Source organism: Neobacillus niacini (genome assembly GCF_030817695.1).
Classification (GTDB): domain Bacteria; phylum Bacillota; class Bacilli; order Bacillales; family Cytobacillaceae; genus Neobacillus; species Neobacillus niacini_F.
Genome location: NZ_JAUSZQ010000002.1, coordinates 2,035,074 through 2,052,092 on the forward strand (window position 1 = coordinate 2,035,074; position 17,019 = coordinate 2,052,092).

At 38.8% G+C, this 17,019-nt stretch carries 21 protein-coding genes and 1 pseudogene; 17 read left to right on the top strand and 5 right to left on the bottom strand.

Translation table 11 applies throughout. From position 1 onward, the window contains the following. Positions 1-30 precede the first annotated feature (30 nt). On the bottom strand, positions 31-237 hold the full coding sequence (locus tag QFZ28_RS10450; protein WP_307194569.1) for a CDGSH iron-sulfur domain-containing protein: 207 nt from the start codon (positions 235-237) through the stop codon (positions 31-33). Between the two features lie 138 nt (positions 238-375). On the opposite strand from QFZ28_RS10450, the gene QFZ28_RS10455 reads away from it, so the two are divergent. Beyond that, on the top strand, positions 376-708 hold the full coding sequence (locus tag QFZ28_RS10455; RefSeq protein ID WP_307194570.1) for an iron-sulfur cluster biosynthesis family protein: 333 nt from the start codon (positions 376-378) through the stop codon (positions 706-708). Positions 709-1,100: 392 nt separating this feature from the next. Here QFZ28_RS10455 and QFZ28_RS10460 read toward each other — a convergent pair whose 3' ends face one another. Then, positions 1,101-2,012: an alpha/beta hydrolase gene (locus QFZ28_RS10460; protein WP_307194571.1), complete on the bottom strand. Its 912-nt coding sequence runs from the start codon at positions 2,010-2,012 to the stop codon at positions 1,101-1,103. Between the two features lie 358 nt (positions 2,013-2,370). After that, a complete protein-coding gene (locus QFZ28_RS10465) occupies positions 2,371-2,511 on the bottom strand; it encodes a hypothetical protein (protein WP_192649748.1) in 141 nt (46 codons plus the stop codon). A gap of 217 nt (positions 2,512-2,728) precedes the next feature. On the opposite strand from QFZ28_RS10465, the gene QFZ28_RS10470 reads away from it, so the two are divergent. From QFZ28_RS10470 to QFZ28_RS10485, 4 genes are all read left to right on the top strand, one after another. Beyond that, complete coding sequence (locus QFZ28_RS10470; RefSeq protein WP_307194572.1) at positions 2,729-3,916, top strand: acetyl-CoA C-acetyltransferase; 1,188 nt, start codon at positions 2,729-2,731, stop codon at positions 3,914-3,916. A 28-nt stretch (positions 3,917-3,944) separates the two neighbouring features. Then, the gene (locus QFZ28_RS10475) at positions 3,945-4,634 is read left to right on the top strand and encodes a CoA transferase subunit A (protein ID WP_307194573.1); all 690 of its coding nucleotides are present in this window, start codon (positions 3,945-3,947) and stop codon (positions 4,632-4,634) included. 23 nt (positions 4,635-4,657) lie between these two features. Next, the gene (locus QFZ28_RS10480) at positions 4,658-5,314 is read left to right on the top strand and encodes a 3-oxoacid CoA-transferase subunit B (protein WP_307194574.1); all 657 of its coding nucleotides are present in this window, start codon (positions 4,658-4,660) and stop codon (positions 5,312-5,314) included. A 94-nt stretch (positions 5,315-5,408) separates the two neighbouring features. Beyond that, the gene (locus QFZ28_RS10485) at positions 5,409-5,663 is read left to right on the top strand and encodes a YqkE family protein (protein WP_307194575.1); all 255 of its coding nucleotides are present in this window, start codon (positions 5,409-5,411) and stop codon (positions 5,661-5,663) included. Between the two features lie 23 nt (positions 5,664-5,686). Here the strand turns inward: QFZ28_RS10485 and QFZ28_RS10490 are convergent, their stop codons facing one another. Then, positions 5,687-6,598 carry an aldo/keto reductase gene (locus QFZ28_RS10490; RefSeq protein ID WP_307194576.1) on the bottom strand — a complete coding sequence of 304 codons (912 nt, stop codon included), beginning with the start codon at positions 6,596-6,598 and terminating at the stop codon, positions 5,687-5,689. 64 nt (positions 6,599-6,662) lie between these two features. Next, complete coding sequence (gene mciZ, locus QFZ28_RS10495; RefSeq protein WP_307194577.1) at positions 6,663-6,794, bottom strand: Z-ring formation inhibitor MciZ; 132 nt, start codon at positions 6,792-6,794, stop codon at positions 6,663-6,665. Positions 6,795-6,866: 72 nt separating this feature from the next. Here mciZ and QFZ28_RS10500 point away from each other — a divergent pair, with 72 nt between their 5' ends. From QFZ28_RS10500 to spoIIAB, 12 genes and pseudogenes are all read left to right on the top strand, one after another. Further along, positions 6,867-7,421: an NUDIX hydrolase gene (locus tag QFZ28_RS10500; RefSeq protein ID WP_307194578.1), complete on the top strand. Its 555-nt coding sequence runs from the start codon at positions 6,867-6,869 to the stop codon at positions 7,419-7,421. Next, the gene (locus QFZ28_RS10505; RefSeq protein WP_307194579.1) at positions 7,418-8,581 is read left to right on the top strand and encodes an endonuclease Q family protein; all 1,164 of its coding nucleotides are present in this window, start codon (positions 7,418-7,420) and stop codon (positions 8,579-8,581) included. Before QFZ28_RS10500 ends, QFZ28_RS10505 begins: the two co-directional genes overlap by 4 nt. Positions 8,582-8,706: 125 nt before the next feature. Next, positions 8,707-9,351, top strand: a complete 645-nt coding sequence (spoIIM, locus tag QFZ28_RS10510; RefSeq protein WP_307194580.1) for a stage II sporulation protein M — start codon at positions 8,707-8,709, stop codon at positions 9,349-9,351. Between the two features lie 110 nt (positions 9,352-9,461). After that, positions 9,462-9,926: a ferric iron uptake transcriptional regulator gene (gene fur / locus QFZ28_RS10515; protein WP_307194581.1), complete on the top strand. Its 465-nt coding sequence runs from the start codon at positions 9,462-9,464 to the stop codon at positions 9,924-9,926. Between the two features lie 148 nt (positions 9,927-10,074). Next, positions 10,075-10,302 (top strand): YqzK family protein, encoded by a 228-nt coding sequence (locus QFZ28_RS10520; protein ID WP_307194582.1) that lies wholly within the window; start codon positions 10,075-10,077, stop codon positions 10,300-10,302. A 5-nt stretch (positions 10,303-10,307) separates the two neighbouring features. Next, positions 10,308-11,225: a site-specific tyrosine recombinase XerD gene (xerD, locus tag QFZ28_RS10525; RefSeq protein ID WP_307194583.1), complete on the top strand. Its 918-nt coding sequence runs from the start codon at positions 10,308-10,310 to the stop codon at positions 11,223-11,225. A gap of 217 nt (positions 11,226-11,442) precedes the next feature. Beyond that, positions 11,443-12,628 (top strand): annotated as a pseudogene (gene deoB / locus QFZ28_RS10530) (phosphopentomutase). Between the two features lie 13 nt (positions 12,629-12,641). After that, on the top strand, positions 12,642-13,463 hold the full coding sequence (locus QFZ28_RS10535) for a purine-nucleoside phosphorylase (RefSeq protein ID WP_307194584.1): 822 nt from the start codon (positions 12,642-12,644) through the stop codon (positions 13,461-13,463). A 22-nt stretch (positions 13,464-13,485) separates the two neighbouring features. After that, positions 13,486-14,790, top strand: coding sequence for a pyrimidine-nucleoside phosphorylase (locus QFZ28_RS10540; protein WP_307194585.1), 1,305 nt, complete (start codon positions 13,486-13,488; stop codon positions 14,788-14,790). 124 nt (positions 14,791-14,914) lie between these two features. Next, entirely contained in the window at positions 14,915-16,084 is a 1,170-nt protein-coding gene (locus QFZ28_RS10545; protein ID WP_307194586.1) for a D-alanyl-D-alanine carboxypeptidase family protein, read from the top strand. Between the two features lie 140 nt (positions 16,085-16,224). Next, on the top strand, positions 16,225-16,575 hold the full coding sequence (gene spoIIAA, locus QFZ28_RS10550; RefSeq protein WP_307194587.1) for an anti-sigma F factor antagonist: 351 nt from the start codon (positions 16,225-16,227) through the stop codon (positions 16,573-16,575). 1 nt (position 16,576) lies between these two features. Then, the gene (gene spoIIAB, locus QFZ28_RS10555) at positions 16,577-17,017 is read left to right on the top strand and encodes an anti-sigma F factor (protein WP_034677305.1); all 441 of its coding nucleotides are present in this window, start codon (positions 16,577-16,579) and stop codon (positions 17,015-17,017) included. The last annotated feature ends 2 nt before the right edge of the window (positions 17,018-17,019 follow it).

The window sequence follows — 17,019 nt, forward strand, 5'->3', positions numbered from 1 at the left end:
ACCACGGAAGTCCTTTTTCTGTAGAAGACATTACTCTTCTTTTGCTACTCGCACTTGGGAGTCAAATTTCCCTTTATGAGAACCATCACAAAAAGGTTTGTTGTTGGAAAATCCGCAGCGGCAAAGAGAAAAGGCTGGCTTCGTTTCCATGACGTTTCCGGCACCATCGAGCAATTCTACCTCACCAGTAATCCGCAGTGAACCATTATCGTTTACTTTAATTTGTACTTTTGACATTTATAACACTCCTTTTAAAAGTAATTGCATTGTTTTCAGAATATATTGAATAGGAGGAAAACACAAGTAAGCAGAAATTCCAGCAACTGCAAAAAATTATGTTACAATCAGCGTATGCCAACTAGGGGGGATTTAAACATGGAGATTACCATAACAGCGGAAGCTGCTGAGAAGCTTAATGAGAAAATAAATGGCCGGGAAGGGTACTTAAAGCTTAAGTACGATACGGAAGATTGCGGGTGTGCCGTAAATGGTGTGATTGCATTGTGGTATGTACCCGAAGTTGATAAAGACGATATTACAATAGAGACAAACGAACAAAATGTATATATGGAAAAGTCGAAAGCCGTTTTCTTTGATGAAAAGATGAAGATTGATTTTTCAAAAGGAACAAATAGCTTTCAACTAAGAAGCCCACAGCAAATCTTAAATGGATATATGAGTTTTGTTGTTACAGAAAAGACAGACTGACCTACTTGGTAAAGGGTTCCGTTTCGTACCGGTATGCACCGAAATGAGGTTCTATTAGATTTTTGAGAAAAAACTCACTCTCTTTTAAGTTAAGATGTCTTGTCCTTAATCGAGTAATCTGCAAAAGTAAAATAAGCGGAGATTTTCCGGTTAAATGCAGAATGGAGCTCGTTCCGGGGGATATAAGGGGAGTTTTTCCGCTTAATCAAAGAAAAATCTCCCATTTTTGAATTTTTTGAGTCAATAGGCGGAATTTCTCCGTCTATTTAAGCCTTGTTTAATAATAATTACTAATTAAGCGGAAATTTTCCGTCTATCTATCAGCTCGGGTGCTTAACACTTGGGCAGTCTTTTTTTTAGGTAACGCAGATATATTCTATAAGTCACTGACGTTAAGCTTTCTCAACGTATTTTTGCAAAAATTCATCTATAACCGTTCGATATTCTTCAGGATTCTCATTGAAAGACTGAGCATGACGGCCGTTTGCAGCAAGATAAAGCATTTTCGGACCTTGTTTTTTTTCATATAACTCCTTTGTCATGTCAGGTAGAATAAAATCATCGTTTTCGCTGTGAATGAATAAAATGGGATGTTTAATATTTTCAATAACGGAAATTGGAGAGACGTGACGAATCGAATATTTTTCACGAAGGCGCAAAATAAAATCAGCAATGGGAATTAATAATGTTGAAACATTCTTAAATTCTTTTTTTAGTTGATAAGATACTTGCTCTTTCAAGTCAGAGAACGGACAGTCCGCTATATAAAAATCAGCGCCATCCTCAAGCATTCCGGCATACAGAAGCATCGTAGCTGCCCCCATCGATTCCCCATGAATACCGAGCGTAAGTGTAGGACCTTTCTCGTTTTTTAACCAATCAATAACGGCCTTTAAATCAAATTTTTCATAATGGCCGAAGCTGGTTGTCTTTCCGCCAGATTCACCGTGTCTGCGATGGTCGTAGATCATCGCATTAAATCCACGTTCTAAGAAAAGATTCATATATTTAATTGAATTAATTTTTGTTTCCGTCACACCGTGGGAAATAATGACGTAGCGATTGGACTCGTGTGGTTCTACCAGCAGAGCTTTAATGGGATAGCCAAAAGCGGAATCAATGATTACCTCTCGCTTAGGAAGTGATTCGAAATGCTCGGGATTAAATCTGCCTGCTTCCTTTTCACGTTGCACAATAAATTGTTCATCCTTTTTTTTCATATACATAAGCCTATTTGTAAAATAAAAACCTAAAGAAAATGTAATCAAGAATGAAATTAGAAGAGCTCGTAACGCCTTTCTCACAAGTACACCTCCAAAAGGTTCGTTTGTAGTCATTATTTGGTAATTAATGTTGGTTTTTATTTTAACATAGGAAAAGCCGCTAACTCCATTTAGCGGCTTAGAAAAAATTAATTATGTCTAGCTCCAGCGCCTAGAGGCTCGGGGTCATAAGCTTGTCTAGTTTCGGCTCCTTGGGACTCGAGTCATAAGCCGCCCCCTGAAGAAGGCAAAGAGCGCCTTCTTGCAGGGTTCGTCTTATGCCTTCGTCCCAGGGCAGTCGCCTCCACATTTCCGACAATCCGTCAAGAAGGTTAAAAAGCAACCTTCTCGCCGGCTAGTCTTATGCCTGTCGCCTCTGGACAAGGCGCTTTCGCATTTCTTATTGCTCAGCATTTTGTCTCTTCGTAGGATGAAGTGCTTTTTCTAGTTCCTCAGCGGCAATCATTCGCTTCCCTGTGCCCGCAGATTCTGCATAATCCTTCCCTTTTTGGCTGTATCCTTTATCACGCTTTTGGCTCATAACCGTCAGACTCCCTTCGAAGTGGTTTCATTAATAAGGTGCTTAAATGGAAGTGTGATTATTCATGTTAAAAAATAGATGATGACGAAGGACTTCATTTATATAGGTATTGAATTCTAATAATGAAGAATAAATGAAATTTTGAAAAATAAGAGGATTTTCAGAGCTCGTAATCGAATTAGTATAAGGAATAAGTACATAAAAGGAGAGAAAAAAAATGAGCCAAACAGAAGTAGTGATTGTTAGCGCTGTTCGTACAGCATTAGGAAATTTTAACGGAAGTTTAAAAAATGTATCGGCACCAGAATTAGGAGCAACAGTTATCAAAGGAGCACTTGAACAAGCTGGTGTAAGGCCAGAACAGGTAGACGAAGTTATTCTAGGAAACGTATTGCAGGCAGGTCTTGGGCAAAATCCGGCTAGACAGGCTGCTATTGCTGCAGGTATTCCTGATAGCGTCTCATCGATGACGATCAATAAAGTCTGCGGTTCTGGTTTAAAGGCTGTTCACCTAGCAACACAGGCAATTCTAGCAGGAGATGCTGAAATTGTTGTTGCTGGAGGTATGGAGAATATGAGCCAAGCACCATACCTATTAAAAAATGCCCGTGAAGGATTTAAAATGGGTGATCAAAAATTAATCGATACGTTAACAAGTGACGGCCTGACATGCGTTTTTAACCAATATCATATGGGACTTACAGCTGAAAACTTGGCTGATAAATATTCCATTACGAGAGAAGAACAAGACCAGTTTTCTGCATGGAGTCAAGAGAAGGCAGTTAAGGCAATTGAAGCAGGTATATTTAAAGATGAGATTGTGCCAGTCGTTATTCCACAGCGTAAAGGTGATCCCATTGTTTTTGATACAGATGAGTATCCGAAAAAAGGGACAACAGCCGAAAAGCTATCTGGATTACGCCCTGCATTCAGAAAAGATGGCAGCGTAACAGCAGGCAATGCTTCCGGAATCAATGATGGAGCTGCTGTTTTAGTTGTGATGAGCAGGAAAAAGGCAGATGAATTAGGGATTAAACCTTTAGTAACCATTAAAGGAAATGCAAGTGCTGGTGTTGACCCAAGCATTATGGGAATCGGTCCAGTTCCAGCAGTGAAAAAAGCTCTAGAAAAAACCTCAATTTCTATGGAAGAGATTGAATTAATTGAAGCAAACGAGGCATTTGCTGCGCAAGCACTAGCAGTTGACCGCGAACTTCAATTTAATAAAGATATCTTAAATGTTAATGGCGGTGCAATAGCACTCGGTCACCCAATCGGTGCAAGCGGTGCAAGAATTCTTGTTACGCTGATTCATGAAATGAAACGGAGAAACGCCCAAAAAGGATTAGCAACTCTTTGTATTGGCGGCGGTCAAGGGGTAGCAACGATCGTTGAGTTAGCATAAACCTTGCAATGAGGGGAGAAACGACACGATGAAGAAAATTAGTACATCCTTCCAAGAAGCTGTCGCTGATATTCATGATGGAGCGACGTTGATGGTTGGTGGTTTCGGTTTGTGTGGCATTCCTGAAAATCTAATCCAAGCATTGGTTGATAAGGGTGTGAAGGATTTAACCGTTATTTCAAATAACTGTGGAATTGATGATTGGGGTCTTGGGCCTCTTTTAAAAAATAAACAGATTAAGAAAATGATAGGTTCCTATGTGGGGGAGAACAAGGAGTTTGAAAGACAGGTTCTAGCAGGTGAGCTTGAAGTAGAGCTGACACCACAAGGTACATTAGCGGAAAAAATAAGAGCAGGCGGAGCAGGTATACCAGCCTTTTATACTCCTGCCGGGGTAGGAACACCGATTGCGGATGGCAAAGAAACAAAAGTTTTTAACGGCAGGGAGTATCTATTAGAAGAAGCACTTACTGCTGATTTTAGTTTTGTTAGGGCATGGAAGGGAGACAAGATGGGAAATCTTGTTTACCACAAAACCGCACGAAACTTTAACCCGATGATAGCGGCAGCAGGAAAAGTAACGATTGCCGAAGTAGAGACACTCTGTGAAATTGGGGAACTCGACCCGAATTTTATCCATACTCCGAGCGTTTACGTTCAGATGATTATTGAAGGCAAGCAAGAAAAACGGATTGAAAGAATGACCGTTAGGAAATAGATTGCTGCAGGGAGTGAGAGCCAATGGTCTCTGTTAGAGAGAGAATTGCAATACGGGCAGAGAAAGAAATCGAAAACGGTTTTTATGTGAACTTAGGAATCGGAATGCCGACGCTGGTTGCCAATTATATATCGGATAATAAGCAGGTTGTTCTTCAATCGGAAAATGGATTACTTGGAATTGGTCCTTATCCGACAGAAGAAGAAGTAGATCCAGATTTAATCAATGCCGGAAAAGAAACGGTTACAGCAATTAGTGGTGCTTCTTATTTTGATAGTGCTGAATCATTTGCAATGATACGTGGTGGTCATATCAATCTAGCAATCCTTGGCGGGATGGAGGTTTCTGAAACAGGAGACCTCGCGAACTGGATGATACCAGGTAAGATGATAAAAGGAATGGGCGGTGCCATGGATCTTGTCCATGGAGCACAAAAAATCATTGTCATCATGGAGCATGTCAATAAACGCGGAGAATCAAAAATCTTAAAACAATGCACCCTTCCGTTAACAGGAAAAGGTGTGGTTAACCGAATTATTACAGAACGTGCAGTAATGGATGTAACGGACACCGGACTGAAATTGGTTGAAGTAGCAAGAGGATTTACTGTCGAAGATGTAGTGAACTCCACAGAGGCAACACTAGCAGTGGACGAAAACGTGGTTCTAGAAGCTTATTAAAAAGCATGGCAGGCTGAGTAACATAACAGCCTGCTTTTTCTATCATAAATGATGCTATAATACATATGGAATAATGTTTATGGGGGATTTTAGGATGAAAAAGAAGACGAAACAAAAAAATCAATTTAAACCAAAAAAAGAAGAAGCAGCGGTAACGCTTAAAGATATGATTAATCCGGAATTAATCAAGCAGTTAAAAGAACAGCAGGACCAGCTCAAGGCAGCAGAAGAGCGTAAGAAAGAAGCAGAAGAGCAACGGAAACGCGAAGAACGCCGCCTGAAGGAAAAAAATAAATCATTTGAGGAACTGCTAAATGAGAGCGGGATGAACTGGAAGGAATTTAAATAGGAGACCAAATCGGTCTCCTATTTTTAACGATGTTCTTTGTATATTCCAGCCTTAGTAATCTCTTTAATAAAGGTAACTTCTTGTTCGGTTAATGGCTGGCTTTTAATGGATTGTGCATTGAGTCTAACTTGTTTAGGACTGCTAGCTCCAGCAATAACAGAAGCGACAGCAGGATGTGCCAAATTATATTGAAGGGCTATTTCGGTAAATGAGCGGTCCGATGCCAGCTTGTCCCTTAGGAGAGGTAAGACATCCAGCAGCTCTTTTTCACTATAATCTTGATATCCTTTTTGCGACACCTTTTCCAGCATTTTATCACTTAGTAACCCTTTTGCGAGCGGACCGCGAGTAACCACGCTAATTCCATTCTCATTCAGCAAAGGAAATGCCTCTTCTTCAGGACGTCGGTCCAAAATACTATATTGCATCATTACAGATACAACATGAGCCTTCTTAACATATTCGCGAATGACGTTAGGTCGAATGGATGAAATTCCATAAAAGCGGATATAGCCCTCTGACTTTAATTCTTCAAAAGCTTCTATTGTTTCATCAATATTATCTTCGACTGTGCCTCCATGCAGCTGGTATAAATCAATATAGTCTGTCCCAAGTCGTTTTAAACTTTGTTTGACGGCTTCCTTTATGTGCGATTTGGACGGATCCCAAGACCATCCTGTTTTATCTGGATTCCAGCGGTTACCAACCTTTGTCGCAAGTATGACGTTTTCACGCACTCCCTTTAAGGCAGCACCGACGATTTTTTCATTTGCGCCAAAATCATATAAATCTGCTGTATCAAAATAATTTATGCCCTCATCTAACGCTGTCTCAATGATCTCTCTCGCAGCCTTCTCCTCAGTTCCAATCGACATACAGCCTAAGCCTAACTCTGTTACCCATAAGTCAGAGTTTCCGAGTTTTCTTTTTTTCAAAAATGATCACCCCGTCCTTTTCTATAATTTTAGTTAAGTACGGGGTAAACTACAAATAGAAAGGTTATTTTGGGGAGACATTTTCAACCCATTCGGCAACTGTCGCATAATGCTTATTGTATTCTTTTAGCTTTTGGATTATCTCCCAACCCTTACCTACAAGAATAATTCCTTTATCATGCACGTATACCTTCATCCATACCCCTCCAAATAATGTATGGTAAAATGTATGAGCAGCATATAGCGAATTAGAACAGGAGTGACATAGATGACTAATCTTATTGAAAAAACGATACATAGCGAAGAAATATTTTCAGGAAAAGTTATTAGCCTTCATCTGCAGGATGTTGAGCTTCCAAATGGAAAACAGTCAAAAAGAGAAATTATTAAACACCCAGGGGCAGTCGCTATTTTGGCTATGACCGATGATAAAAAAATTGTTATGGTTGAACAATATCGTAAAGCTCTTGAGCGGACAATTGTTGAAATCCCAGCAGGAAAGTTAGAGAAGGACGAAGAGCCGGCTCTCTGTGCACGACGTGAGTTAGAGGAAGAGACAGGTTATGTTTGTGAAAGTTTGGAGCTGCTGATCTCGTTTTATACATCACCAGGCTTTGCAGATGAAATCGTTCATTTATTTGTAGCCAAAGGATTAACAAAGAAAGAAAATTCCGCTGCGCTTGATGAAGATGAGTTTGTAAACATCGAGGAAATATCACTTGATGAAGCCATTCAATATATAAAGGAACAAAAAATTTATGATGCTAAAACTGCTTATGCTGTCCAATACTTACAGCTTCAAGAGACAGTAGAAAGTAAATGAAACGTTATTATGTAGATTTACATATTCATATCGGAAGGACCTGGACCGGTAAGCCTGTAAAAATAACAGGTGCGAAATCATTGACGTTTACCAATATCATTGAGCACGCCCGGCATGAAAAAGGGCTCAATATGATTGGAATTATCGACAGCCACTCACCAGAAGTAATTCTTGAAATGGAAAGTCTAGTTTCAAGTGGAAGCATGGTTGAACATCGTGATGGCGGCTTAACATTTGGTGATTTAACGGTAATTCCCGGTTCGGAGTTGGAGATCTACGATGAACAATGCAATGGTCCGATACATGTCCTTGTGTTTCTCCCTACAATCGCCATCATGAGAGAGTTCTCTAATTGGCTGGCTGGTAATTTAAAAAATGTCCAATTAAGTTCGCAGCGGATATATGTAACAGGTCTTGAATTACAAAGAAAAGTAAAAGAACTAGGCGGCTTATTTATTCCGGCTCATGTATTTACACCATTTAAAAGCCTATACGGTAAAGGTGTCAATAAGTCCTTAACAGAAGTATTCGACCCTGCCTTGATTGATGGAATTGAGCTTGGTTTAAGTTCTGATACAAGGATGGCTGACCAAATTAGCGAATTACATAATTATACATTTGTGACGAACTCAGACGCTCACTCCCTGGCGAAAATTGCCCGTGAATATCAGGTTGTAATGATGAAGGAACTTTCTTTTAAAGAATTATGGAAGGCATTGAGAAATGTTGACGGTCGACATATTCTAGCGAATTACGGATTAGATCCGCTCCTGGGTAAGTATCATAAAACCGTCTGCGCAAAATGCCTACATCCGGCTGGTGAGGAAGATCAAATTTGTACTCAATGCGGAAGAAATCAGATTGTTAGAGGTGTAGCTGATCGAATTCTTGAATTGAAGACAGCAGATCAAATTCCTAAGGGACGTCCTCCTTATATCCATCAAGTCCCACTAGAGTTTATCCCTGGATTAGGACCAAAATTACTCGAGAAGCTCGTCAATCATTTTGGTTCAGAAATGGCTATTTTGCATGAAGTTCCATTTCAAGCATTGACTGAAGTAGTTCCGCCAAAAGTTGCTGAACTGATTATGAAAGCAAGAGAAGGAAAAGTGACCTTAGCAGCCGGCGGCGGCGGAAAATATGGAAAAATTTCAGAATAATGATTAAACCCGACTAATAAAAAGTTGGGTTTTTCTTTTATAGTAATTCTATTAAATTATCGTCATAGAAATACTAGAGAGGCATAAAATGTATTAACTGATTAGGAGAGTAGGAGGGACTGCAGATGAAGAAACGATTGTACCAGAACGATGCCGCTAGTTATTTCCGTGAGCATTCCTCAATTTTTTTATTTATTGTTATTTTATTTTTAATGGGTGTCATCTTTGGAGCAATTGTCGTAAATAGCATGAGCATCACCCAAAAAGAAGATTTGTTTTACTATTTATCACAATTCTTTGGTCAAATACTTAATGGAAAAGTAGCTGAGAATAATGACTTATTTGCACAAAGTTTTCTTCATAACAGCAAGTTCATAGGGTTAATCTGGATTTTAGGGATCTCAATTATAGGATTGCCTGTAATCCTTATTCTACTATTTATAAAAGGTTTAGTGGTAGGTTTTACGGTTGGTTTTTTAGTTAGTCAATTGGGTTTGAAAGGATTTTTGCTTGCACTTGTGTCCATTCTGCCGCAAAATTTGATTATCATTCCCGTTTTCATTTTGATGGCTGCTTTATCCGTTATATTCTCATTGAGAATGATAAAAAAACAATTCTTTAAGACATATGGACAACCGATTATGCCATTTTTTAAAAACTACATTATAACCTTTGTTGTAGCTGTCATTCTTATTTCTGCGGCTTCTGGTGTAGAAGCTTACGTATCACCATGGCTGATGAAATCAATGATGGGGTCGCTTAATTTATAATTATTACTATTTAAAAGTAAATATAATCTCTTGTTTATAATTATTTTATTTTGACACCTCTTTCTCATCTGTTATAATGAGAATAGCAGCGGCGAGGGAGGGACTTCGGGATGGAAACTAGGATTGAGAGAATTAAAAAGCAGTTGCATTCATCAAGCTATAAGCTAACACCTCAACGTGAAGCAACCGTTCGGGTATTGTTAGAGCATGAAGAGGATCATTTAAGTGCAGAAGATGTATACCTCCTCGTTAAGGAAAAGTCGCCTGAAATCGGATTGGCAACCGTATATCGTACACTTGAATTACTAACTGAATTAAAAATTGTTGATAAAATTAACTTTGGTGATGGAGTTTCGCGTTATGACCTTCGCCAAGAAGGGGCAGCACATTTTCATCATCACCTTGTTTGCATTGAATGCGGAGCGGTGGATGAAATCCAAGAAGATCTTCTTGAAGAGGTAGAAGCCGTAGTTGAACGTAGATGGAATTTTAAAATAAAAGACCATCGCCTTACATTCCATGGCATCTGCTACCGCTGTCAGGATAAAGAAAAAGATGAAGAAACTTCAGAATAATACCAAAAGTCCTTTTAAAGTAAAAGGGCTTTTTTTCTTCCGAAATAAACCCTGACAAAATTAATTCCTCCAAAACAGTAACTCTAGGTATAAAAGTTGGACAAATTGGCATATCTTTTACTAGGCTAAACTGTTTGGGGGAAGGTAAATGCTCTCTTTTATTAAAGTAGTACTACAAACCTTAAAGGTTTTTATCATATTCACTGGATGTACGATACTCTTTTACTATGGTATTATGTGGGTAAATGAGGAGTACCAAAATTATCACCGTTATGATTCACCGGAAGGATCTGCTTTAAAGGTTTCAACTTTAAATAAAGATGAGAATCCTGTCTGGCTGGATCGGCTGATTTTGTTTTACTTAAATGGGGAGTAGTATCAATGGATGATCATTTGAGAAATTTTATGCAGTTTTTACTCGTCGAAAAGAGAGTGGCTAAGAATACGCTGCTTTCATATGAACGTGATTTAAAAACGTATCTTCACTATTTAAAAAATGTAGAAGCAATTGAAACAAGTAATCAAATCCAGCGGGCTCATATTGTACATTTCCTTTCCTTTTTAAAGGAGCAAGGAAAATCCACTAAAACATTAGCAAGACATGTTGCTTCTATCCGCGCTTTTCATCAATTTCTGCTACGGGAACAGGTAGCGAATCAGGATCCTTCTGTCCTTATTGAACCTCCTAAATTAGAAAGGTCAATTCCAAAGGTTTTAAGCTTAAAGGAAGTTGAAAAACTTTTAGATTTTCCCAATGGACAAGGGCATTTTGGTTTAAGGGACAAAGCCATGCTGGAGCTTCTTTATGCTACCGGCATCCGTGTGAGTGAGCTTATTCAAATAGATGTAGATCATGTGAACGTAACTATGGGTTTTGTCACCGTCAGCGGCAATAATAAAGAACGTATTATTCCAATCGGAAAAACAGCAGCCGAGGCACTAAAAGATTACATGGATAAAGGCAGAATAAATTTTCTACGGAAAAATCACGCTGTGAATTTCCTAGAGGAAAATCACCTTAATACTGCATTATTTTTAAACCATCAAGGAAAAAGATTAACTCGTCAAGGTTTTTGGAAAATCCTAAAAAAGCTGGCTCAAGAGGCTGGTATTGAAAGTGAGTTAACACCGAACACACTTCGGCATTCGTTCGCGACACATCTATTGGAAAATGGTGCCGACCTAAAAGCAGTTCAAGAAATGCTCGGTCACGCTGATATCTCTACAACGCAAATATATACCCAAGTAACGAAGACAAGGTTAATGGATGTCTATAGCAAATTCCATCCGAGAGCTTAATAGGATACTAGTTACATAAATATAATAAAAGTGTCGAAAAGCTGCCAAAATTATTGGCAGCTTTTTCTTGTATTTTTGTTATTGTTTAGTAAAATAAAGAGGTCAGACTTCTGACATTACAATTTTTTAATTGGTTAATAATCCTATTTTAATAAGGGTACTCTATTTTTATTAATTAGAAAGGTTTCATTCGTTTAGAAAAAGGAGGAAGACTAGAATGGCTGGAAATACATATAAACGTATTTTTTTAATCGTAATGGATTCTGTTGGAATTGGTGAATCACCTGATGCGGATAAGTTCGGTGATAAAGGTGCCGATACGCTTGGACATATTGCTGAAAGAATGAACGGTCTAAACATGCCTAACATGGGCAAGTTAGGTTTAAGTAATATCCGTGAAATTAAAGGGATTGAAAAAGCCTCAAAACCCTTAGCTTACTATACAAAAATGATGGAAGCATCGAATGGCAAGGATACCATGACAGGGCACTGGGAAATAATGGGTTTAAATATTCAAACACCTTTTCGTGTATTCCCTGATGGATTCCCAGATGAGCTTCTTTCTGAATTGGAAGAACGCACAGGCAGAAAAATTATTGGAAATAAGCCCGCTAGTGGAACGGAAATACTTGATGAACTAGGGGAAGAACATATGCAAACAGGAGCATTGATTGTCTACACCTCTGCAGATTCAGTGCTTCAAATTGCTGCACATGAAGAAATTATTCCCATCGAAGAGCAATATAAGATTTGTAAGTTCGCTCGCGAGTTAACTCTTGATGAAAAATACATGGTTGGCCGTGTTATTGCTCGTCCATTCTTGGGTGAACCGGGTAATTTTAAGAGAACGGCCAATCGTCATGACTATGCATTAAAACCGTTTGATAGAACTGTAATGAATGAGATGAAGGACGCTGGCTTGGATGTCATTGCGATTGGAAAAATCTCAGATATTTATGATGGAGAAGGAGTTACCCAGTCCTTAAGAACGATCTCCAATATGGATGGTATGGATAAGCTTGTGCAGACACTGGATATGGAGTTTACGGGAATGAGTTTCTTAAATTTAGTTGATTTTGATGCGCTTTATGGACATCGCCGCGACCCAGAAGGCTATGGAAATGCACTTCAAGAATACGATGCCCCGCCTGCCGGAAGTGTTTGCAAAGTTAAGAGAAGACGATTTGTTAATTATTACAGCTGACCACGGAAATGATCCAGTTGCACCCGGAACGGACCACACACGTGAATATGTTCCACTAATTGTTTATTCCAAGAAAATGTCAGAGGGTAAAGAACTTCCTATTAGAGAAACATTTGCTGATATTGGAGCAACTGTTGCAGATAATTTTAAAGTGAAAATGCCTAACTTCGGAAAAAGCTTTTTAAATGAACTAAAATAAAAGGGGTATGAATATGAATATCGAGAAAATACAAAATGCGGCTGGCTTTTTAAAAGAGAAATATTCAAATACACCAAAAATCGGGCTTATCTTAGGCTCCGGTCTTGGTGTTTTAGCTGATGAAATTGAGAATCCTGTTAAGATACCCTACAATGAAATCCCTGATTTCCCGATTTCAACTGTTGAAGGCCATGCCGGACAGCTAGTTTTTGGGGTCTTAGAAGGAGTTGAAGTGGTTGCGATGCAAGGCCGTTTCCATTTTTATGAAGGGTACGGTATGGACAAAGTAACCTTCCCTGTACGTGTGATGAAACAATTAGGTGTGGACATGTTAATCGTTACGAATGCTGCAGGCGGGGTTAATGAAAGTTTTGAAGCAGGAGATTTAATGATTATTAGCGACCATATTAATTTTACAGGTGCTAATCCTTTAATCGGTCCAAATGATTCGAAATTTGGTCCCCGTTTTCCTGATATGTCAGAAGCCTATACAAAAGAATTAAGGTATGCAGCGAAAGAGATTGCAGCCCGCTTAAATATTAATGTAAAAGAAGGCGTTTATTTCGGATTTTCGGGACCAGTCTATGAAACTCCAGCAGAAATTAGAATGGTTAGAACGCTCGGAGGGGACGCTGTTGGTATGTCAACAGTACCTGAAGTAATCGTGGCTCGCCATGGAGGAATGAAGGTCCTTGGGATTTCTTGTATTACGAATATGGCTGCCGGAATTTTAGACCAGCCTCTATCACATGAGGAAGTTATTGAAACAACCGAAAGAGTAAAAGCTAATTTTCTATTATATATAAAAGAAATTGTTAAAAATATAGCTAAATAAACTTAACAAAGTGGTGAATAGTATGAGAATGGTTGATTTAATTGAGAAAAAAAGAGATGGGCAAGAACTAACTACTGAAGAGATAAAGTTTATTATCAATGGATACACAGATGGTTCTATACCAGATTACCAGGTTAGTGCCTTAACTATGGCAATCTTTTTCCAAGGGATGACAGAAAAAGAAAGAGCAGATTTAACGATGGCCATGGTTGAATCAGGCGATCAAATTGATCTATCACAAATTGAAGGAATTAAAGTGGATAAACACTCTACGGGTGGAGTAGGTGATACCACAACCTTAGTTCTTGGACCGCTTGTTGCCGCATTGGGTGTTCCTGTTGCAAAAATGTCAGGGCGTGGTTTAGGTCATACTGGCGGAACTATTGACAAATTAGAGGCAGTAAAAGGATTCCATGTTGAGATTGAAAACGAGGAATTTATTGAACTGGTTAACAAAAACAAGATTGCTGTCATTGGACAAAGTGGAAACTTAACTCCTGCAGATAAAAAGCTATATGCGTTAAGAGATGTAACGGCAACTGTAAATAGTATTCCGTTAATTGCAGGTTCAATTATGAGCAAAAAAATTGCTGCTGGTGCTGATGCCATCGTTTTAGATGTAAAAACCGGTGCAGGGGCATTCATGAAAACAATTGATGACTCGAGAGAACTGGCGAAGGCAATGGTGAGTATCGGAAACAATGTTGGAAGGAGAACCATGGCAGTTATTTCTGACATGAGTCAGCCACTTGGGTTTGCGATTGGAAATGCACTTGAAGTGAAGGAAGCAATTGATACCTTAAAAGGTGAAGGTCCAGAGGACTTAACAGAGCTATGTTTAACTCTTGGAAGTCACATGGTTTATTTAGCGGAAAAGGCTAGTTCATTAGCCGAAGCACGCACCATGCTCGAAAATGTTATTAAAGATGGCTCTGCCCTTGAAAAGTTTAAGGTGTTCCTGAGCTCACAAGGCGGAGACGCATCAATTGTGGATGATCCTTCTAAAATGCCGCAAGCTCAATTTACATTCGAGCTAGAAGCGAAAGAAGATGGATACGTTTCTGAAATAGTTGCCGATGAAGTTGGAACAGCTGCAATGATTTTAGGAGCAGGAAGAGCGACAAAAGAATCGGTCATTGATTTAGCTGTTGGGCTTGTTTTAAGAAGGAAAATCGGCGATCAAGTGAAAAAAGGCGAATCATTAGTAACCATTTACAGTAACTTCGAAGATGTGAAAGAGGTAAAAGAAAAGCTCTATGAAAATATAATTGTATCTTCTGAAAAAGTGGAGGCACCGATCCTCATTCATGAAGAAATAACTGAATAAAGCATAGATGTGTTGGTCCAGGAAAAAATCCTGGGCTTTTTTATTTTATTGACAGGAAAATACTGTATAAAGTTGTTGGAATTGGAAAAAATGGAATCTATATAAAGAATGGAGGGTTATGCGAATGAAACGATATATCTCTTTACTAGTAATAGCCTTGTTATTTACAAGTTTATGGATACCATCCGTATCCGCAGAAGAAAAAACGAGTACTGATATTACAGAAAATGTAAGATCGGCAATTTTAATTGAACGTGATACAGGTCAAATTCTTTATGAAAAAAATAGTAATGAGGAGCTTCCACCTGCCAGTATGACAAAAATTATGACCATGCTGCTCATTATGGAAGCAATTGATCAAGGAAAACTCAAATGGGATGAAAGTGTTCGAACAAGTGAGTATGCTGCTTCCATGGGAGGCTCGCAAATTTTCCTTGAACCTGGTGAAGAAATGACCGTAAAACAAATGCTCCAAGGCATTGCGATCGGTTCAGGAAATGACGCTTCTGTTGCTATGGCCGAAAAAATTGCCGGATCTGAAGAAGCCTTTGTTGACATGATGAATAACAAAGTAAAAGAACTTGGTTTAAAGAATACAGTTTTTAAAAATACAACAGGTCTTCCAGGAAGTGGTCATTATAGTTCCGCACATGATATGGCGATTATGGCCAAGGAACTATTAAAATATGAGGACATAACAAAATTTACTGGAATGTACGAAGCCTATCTTCGTGAAAATACAGATAAAAAGTTTTGGCTTGTTAATACCAATAAACTAGTTCGTTTTTACCCAGGAGTAGACGGTCTAAAAACAGGCTTTACGGCTGAAGCGAAGTACTGTCTGACAGCAACCGCTCAAAAGGATGGTATGCGTGTAATTGCTGTAGTTTTTGGGGCGCCGACCTCTAAGGAAAGAAATGCCCAAGTTACAAAAATGCTGAATTATGCTTTTGCCCAGTATCAGACACACCCAATGTTTAAGCGAAACCAAGTGATTGGTGACGCTCATGTTAATAAGGGGAAAGACAAAAAAGTTGAGGCAGTAACAAGCGAACCACTTTCTTTACTAACTAAAAAAGGCGAAAAGACTGAGGATGTAACACGTAAAGTGACACTTGATAAAAACCTTAACGCTCCTATTAAAAAAGGAGATAAGGTTGGAACCATCCAGCTTGTGAAAGAAGGAAAAGTAGTCCTTGAAAGTGAATTGGTGGCCAAAAACGATGTAAAAGAAGCCACATGGTGGACGCTATATAAACGTTCATTCGGGATGTTCACAAAAGCAGGCAAGTAGTGAACAAGGCGCTTCCGCTTTTCGTTTTGTCGAATTTCCACTTTTTTTAGCAAATATCAACTAGTTTTGTCTTGAGAGAAGGAGATTGCTCTAACGGTAACGAATTGACTCACTATACCAGATGAAGGAGGCTAGGAATAGTGAGTCTTAACATTGAAATGGAAATAAAACATGATGTTCTATGCTTGCGTTTAAGTGGTGAATTAGATCATCATACAGCCGATGAATTGCGTGAGCAAGCTGCTAGTGCAATAGAAAAAAATGATATTCGTCATATAGTTTTAAATCTAGAACAGCTTTCTTTTATGGATAGCTCTGGATTAGGAGTCATTTTAGGGCGGTACAAGCAAATAAAGCAGGTACATGGTGAAATGGTCGTTTGTGCAATTTCCCCTGCAATACAACGATTATTCGATATGTCGGGGATGTTTAAAATCATCAAGCTAGAACCGACTGAAGAGTTTGCATTGCAAAGATTGGGGGTGGCCTGAGATGAAGAATCAGATGAATCTTCAATTCAGTGCTTTAAGTCAAAATGAATCATTTGCCCGTGTCACGGTTGCAGCCTTTATTGCACAGCTTGACCCTACAATGGATGAACTCACTGAAATTAAAACAGTTGTATCTGAAGCCGTAACCAACTCCATTATTCATGGTTATGAAAATGACCCGGATGGAATTGTTTATATCCAGGTAACGATTGAGGATAATTTAGTGGATATTTCGATTAAAGATGTCGGATTAGGAATTGTAGATGTGGAAGAAGCTCGACAGCCATTATTTACAACGAAGCCAGATTTAGAAAGGTCTGGTATGGGATTCACTATCATGGAAAATTTCATGGATGAGGTTGAGGTTCTCACACAACCAGGTAAAGGAACCGAAGTAAGACTAAAAAAGCATTTACACACAAGCAAAATGCTATGCAATTAAGG

Coding starts and splice junctions, on each gene's coding strand:
- QFZ28_RS10475 (WP_307194573.1), top strand. CDS start 3,945: ATGAAGAAAATTAGTACATCCTTCCAAGAAGCTGTCGCTGATATTCAT.
- QFZ28_RS10480 (WP_307194574.1), top strand. CDS start 4,658: ATGGTCTCTGTTAGAGAGAGAATTGCAATACGGGCAGAGAAAGAAATC.
- QFZ28_RS10520 (WP_307194582.1), top strand. CDS start 10,075: ATGCTCTCTTTTATTAAAGTAGTACTACAAACCTTAAAGGTTTTTATC.
- QFZ28_RS10455 (WP_307194570.1), top strand. CDS start 376: ATGGAGATTACCATAACAGCGGAAGCTGCTGAGAAGCTTAATGAGAAA.
- spoIIAB (WP_034677305.1), top strand. CDS start 16,577: ATGAAGAATCAGATGAATCTTCAATTCAGTGCTTTAAGTCAAAATGAA.
- QFZ28_RS10500 (WP_307194578.1), top strand. CDS start 6,867: ATGACTAATCTTATTGAAAAAACGATACATAGCGAAGAAATATTTTCA.
- QFZ28_RS10465 (WP_192649748.1), bottom strand. CDS start 2,511: ATGAGCCAAAAGCGTGATAAAGGATACAGCCAAAAAGGGAAGGATTAT.
- QFZ28_RS10485 (WP_307194575.1), top strand. CDS start 5,409: ATGAAAAAGAAGACGAAACAAAAAAATCAATTTAAACCAAAAAAAGAA.
- QFZ28_RS10540 (WP_307194585.1), top strand. CDS start 13,486: ATGAGAATGGTTGATTTAATTGAGAAAAAAAGAGATGGGCAAGAACTA.
- mciZ (WP_307194577.1), bottom strand. CDS start 6,794: ATGAAGGTATACGTGCATGATAAAGGAATTATTCTTGTAGGTAAGGGT.
- QFZ28_RS10470 (WP_307194572.1), top strand. CDS start 2,729: ATGAGCCAAACAGAAGTAGTGATTGTTAGCGCTGTTCGTACAGCATTA.
- spoIIM (WP_307194580.1), top strand. CDS start 8,707: ATGAAGAAACGATTGTACCAGAACGATGCCGCTAGTTATTTCCGTGAG.
- QFZ28_RS10535 (WP_307194584.1), top strand. CDS start 12,642: ATGAATATCGAGAAAATACAAAATGCGGCTGGCTTTTTAAAAGAGAAA.
- QFZ28_RS10450 (WP_307194569.1), bottom strand. CDS start 237: ATGTCAAAAGTACAAATTAAAGTAAACGATAATGGTTCACTGCGGATT.
- fur (WP_307194581.1), top strand. CDS start 9,462: ATGGAAACTAGGATTGAGAGAATTAAAAAGCAGTTGCATTCATCAAGC.
- QFZ28_RS10545 (WP_307194586.1), top strand. CDS start 14,915: ATGAAACGATATATCTCTTTACTAGTAATAGCCTTGTTATTTACAAGT.
- QFZ28_RS10505 (WP_307194579.1), top strand. CDS start 7,418: ATGAAACGTTATTATGTAGATTTACATATTCATATCGGAAGGACCTGG.
- xerD (WP_307194583.1), top strand. CDS start 10,308: ATGGATGATCATTTGAGAAATTTTATGCAGTTTTTACTCGTCGAAAAG.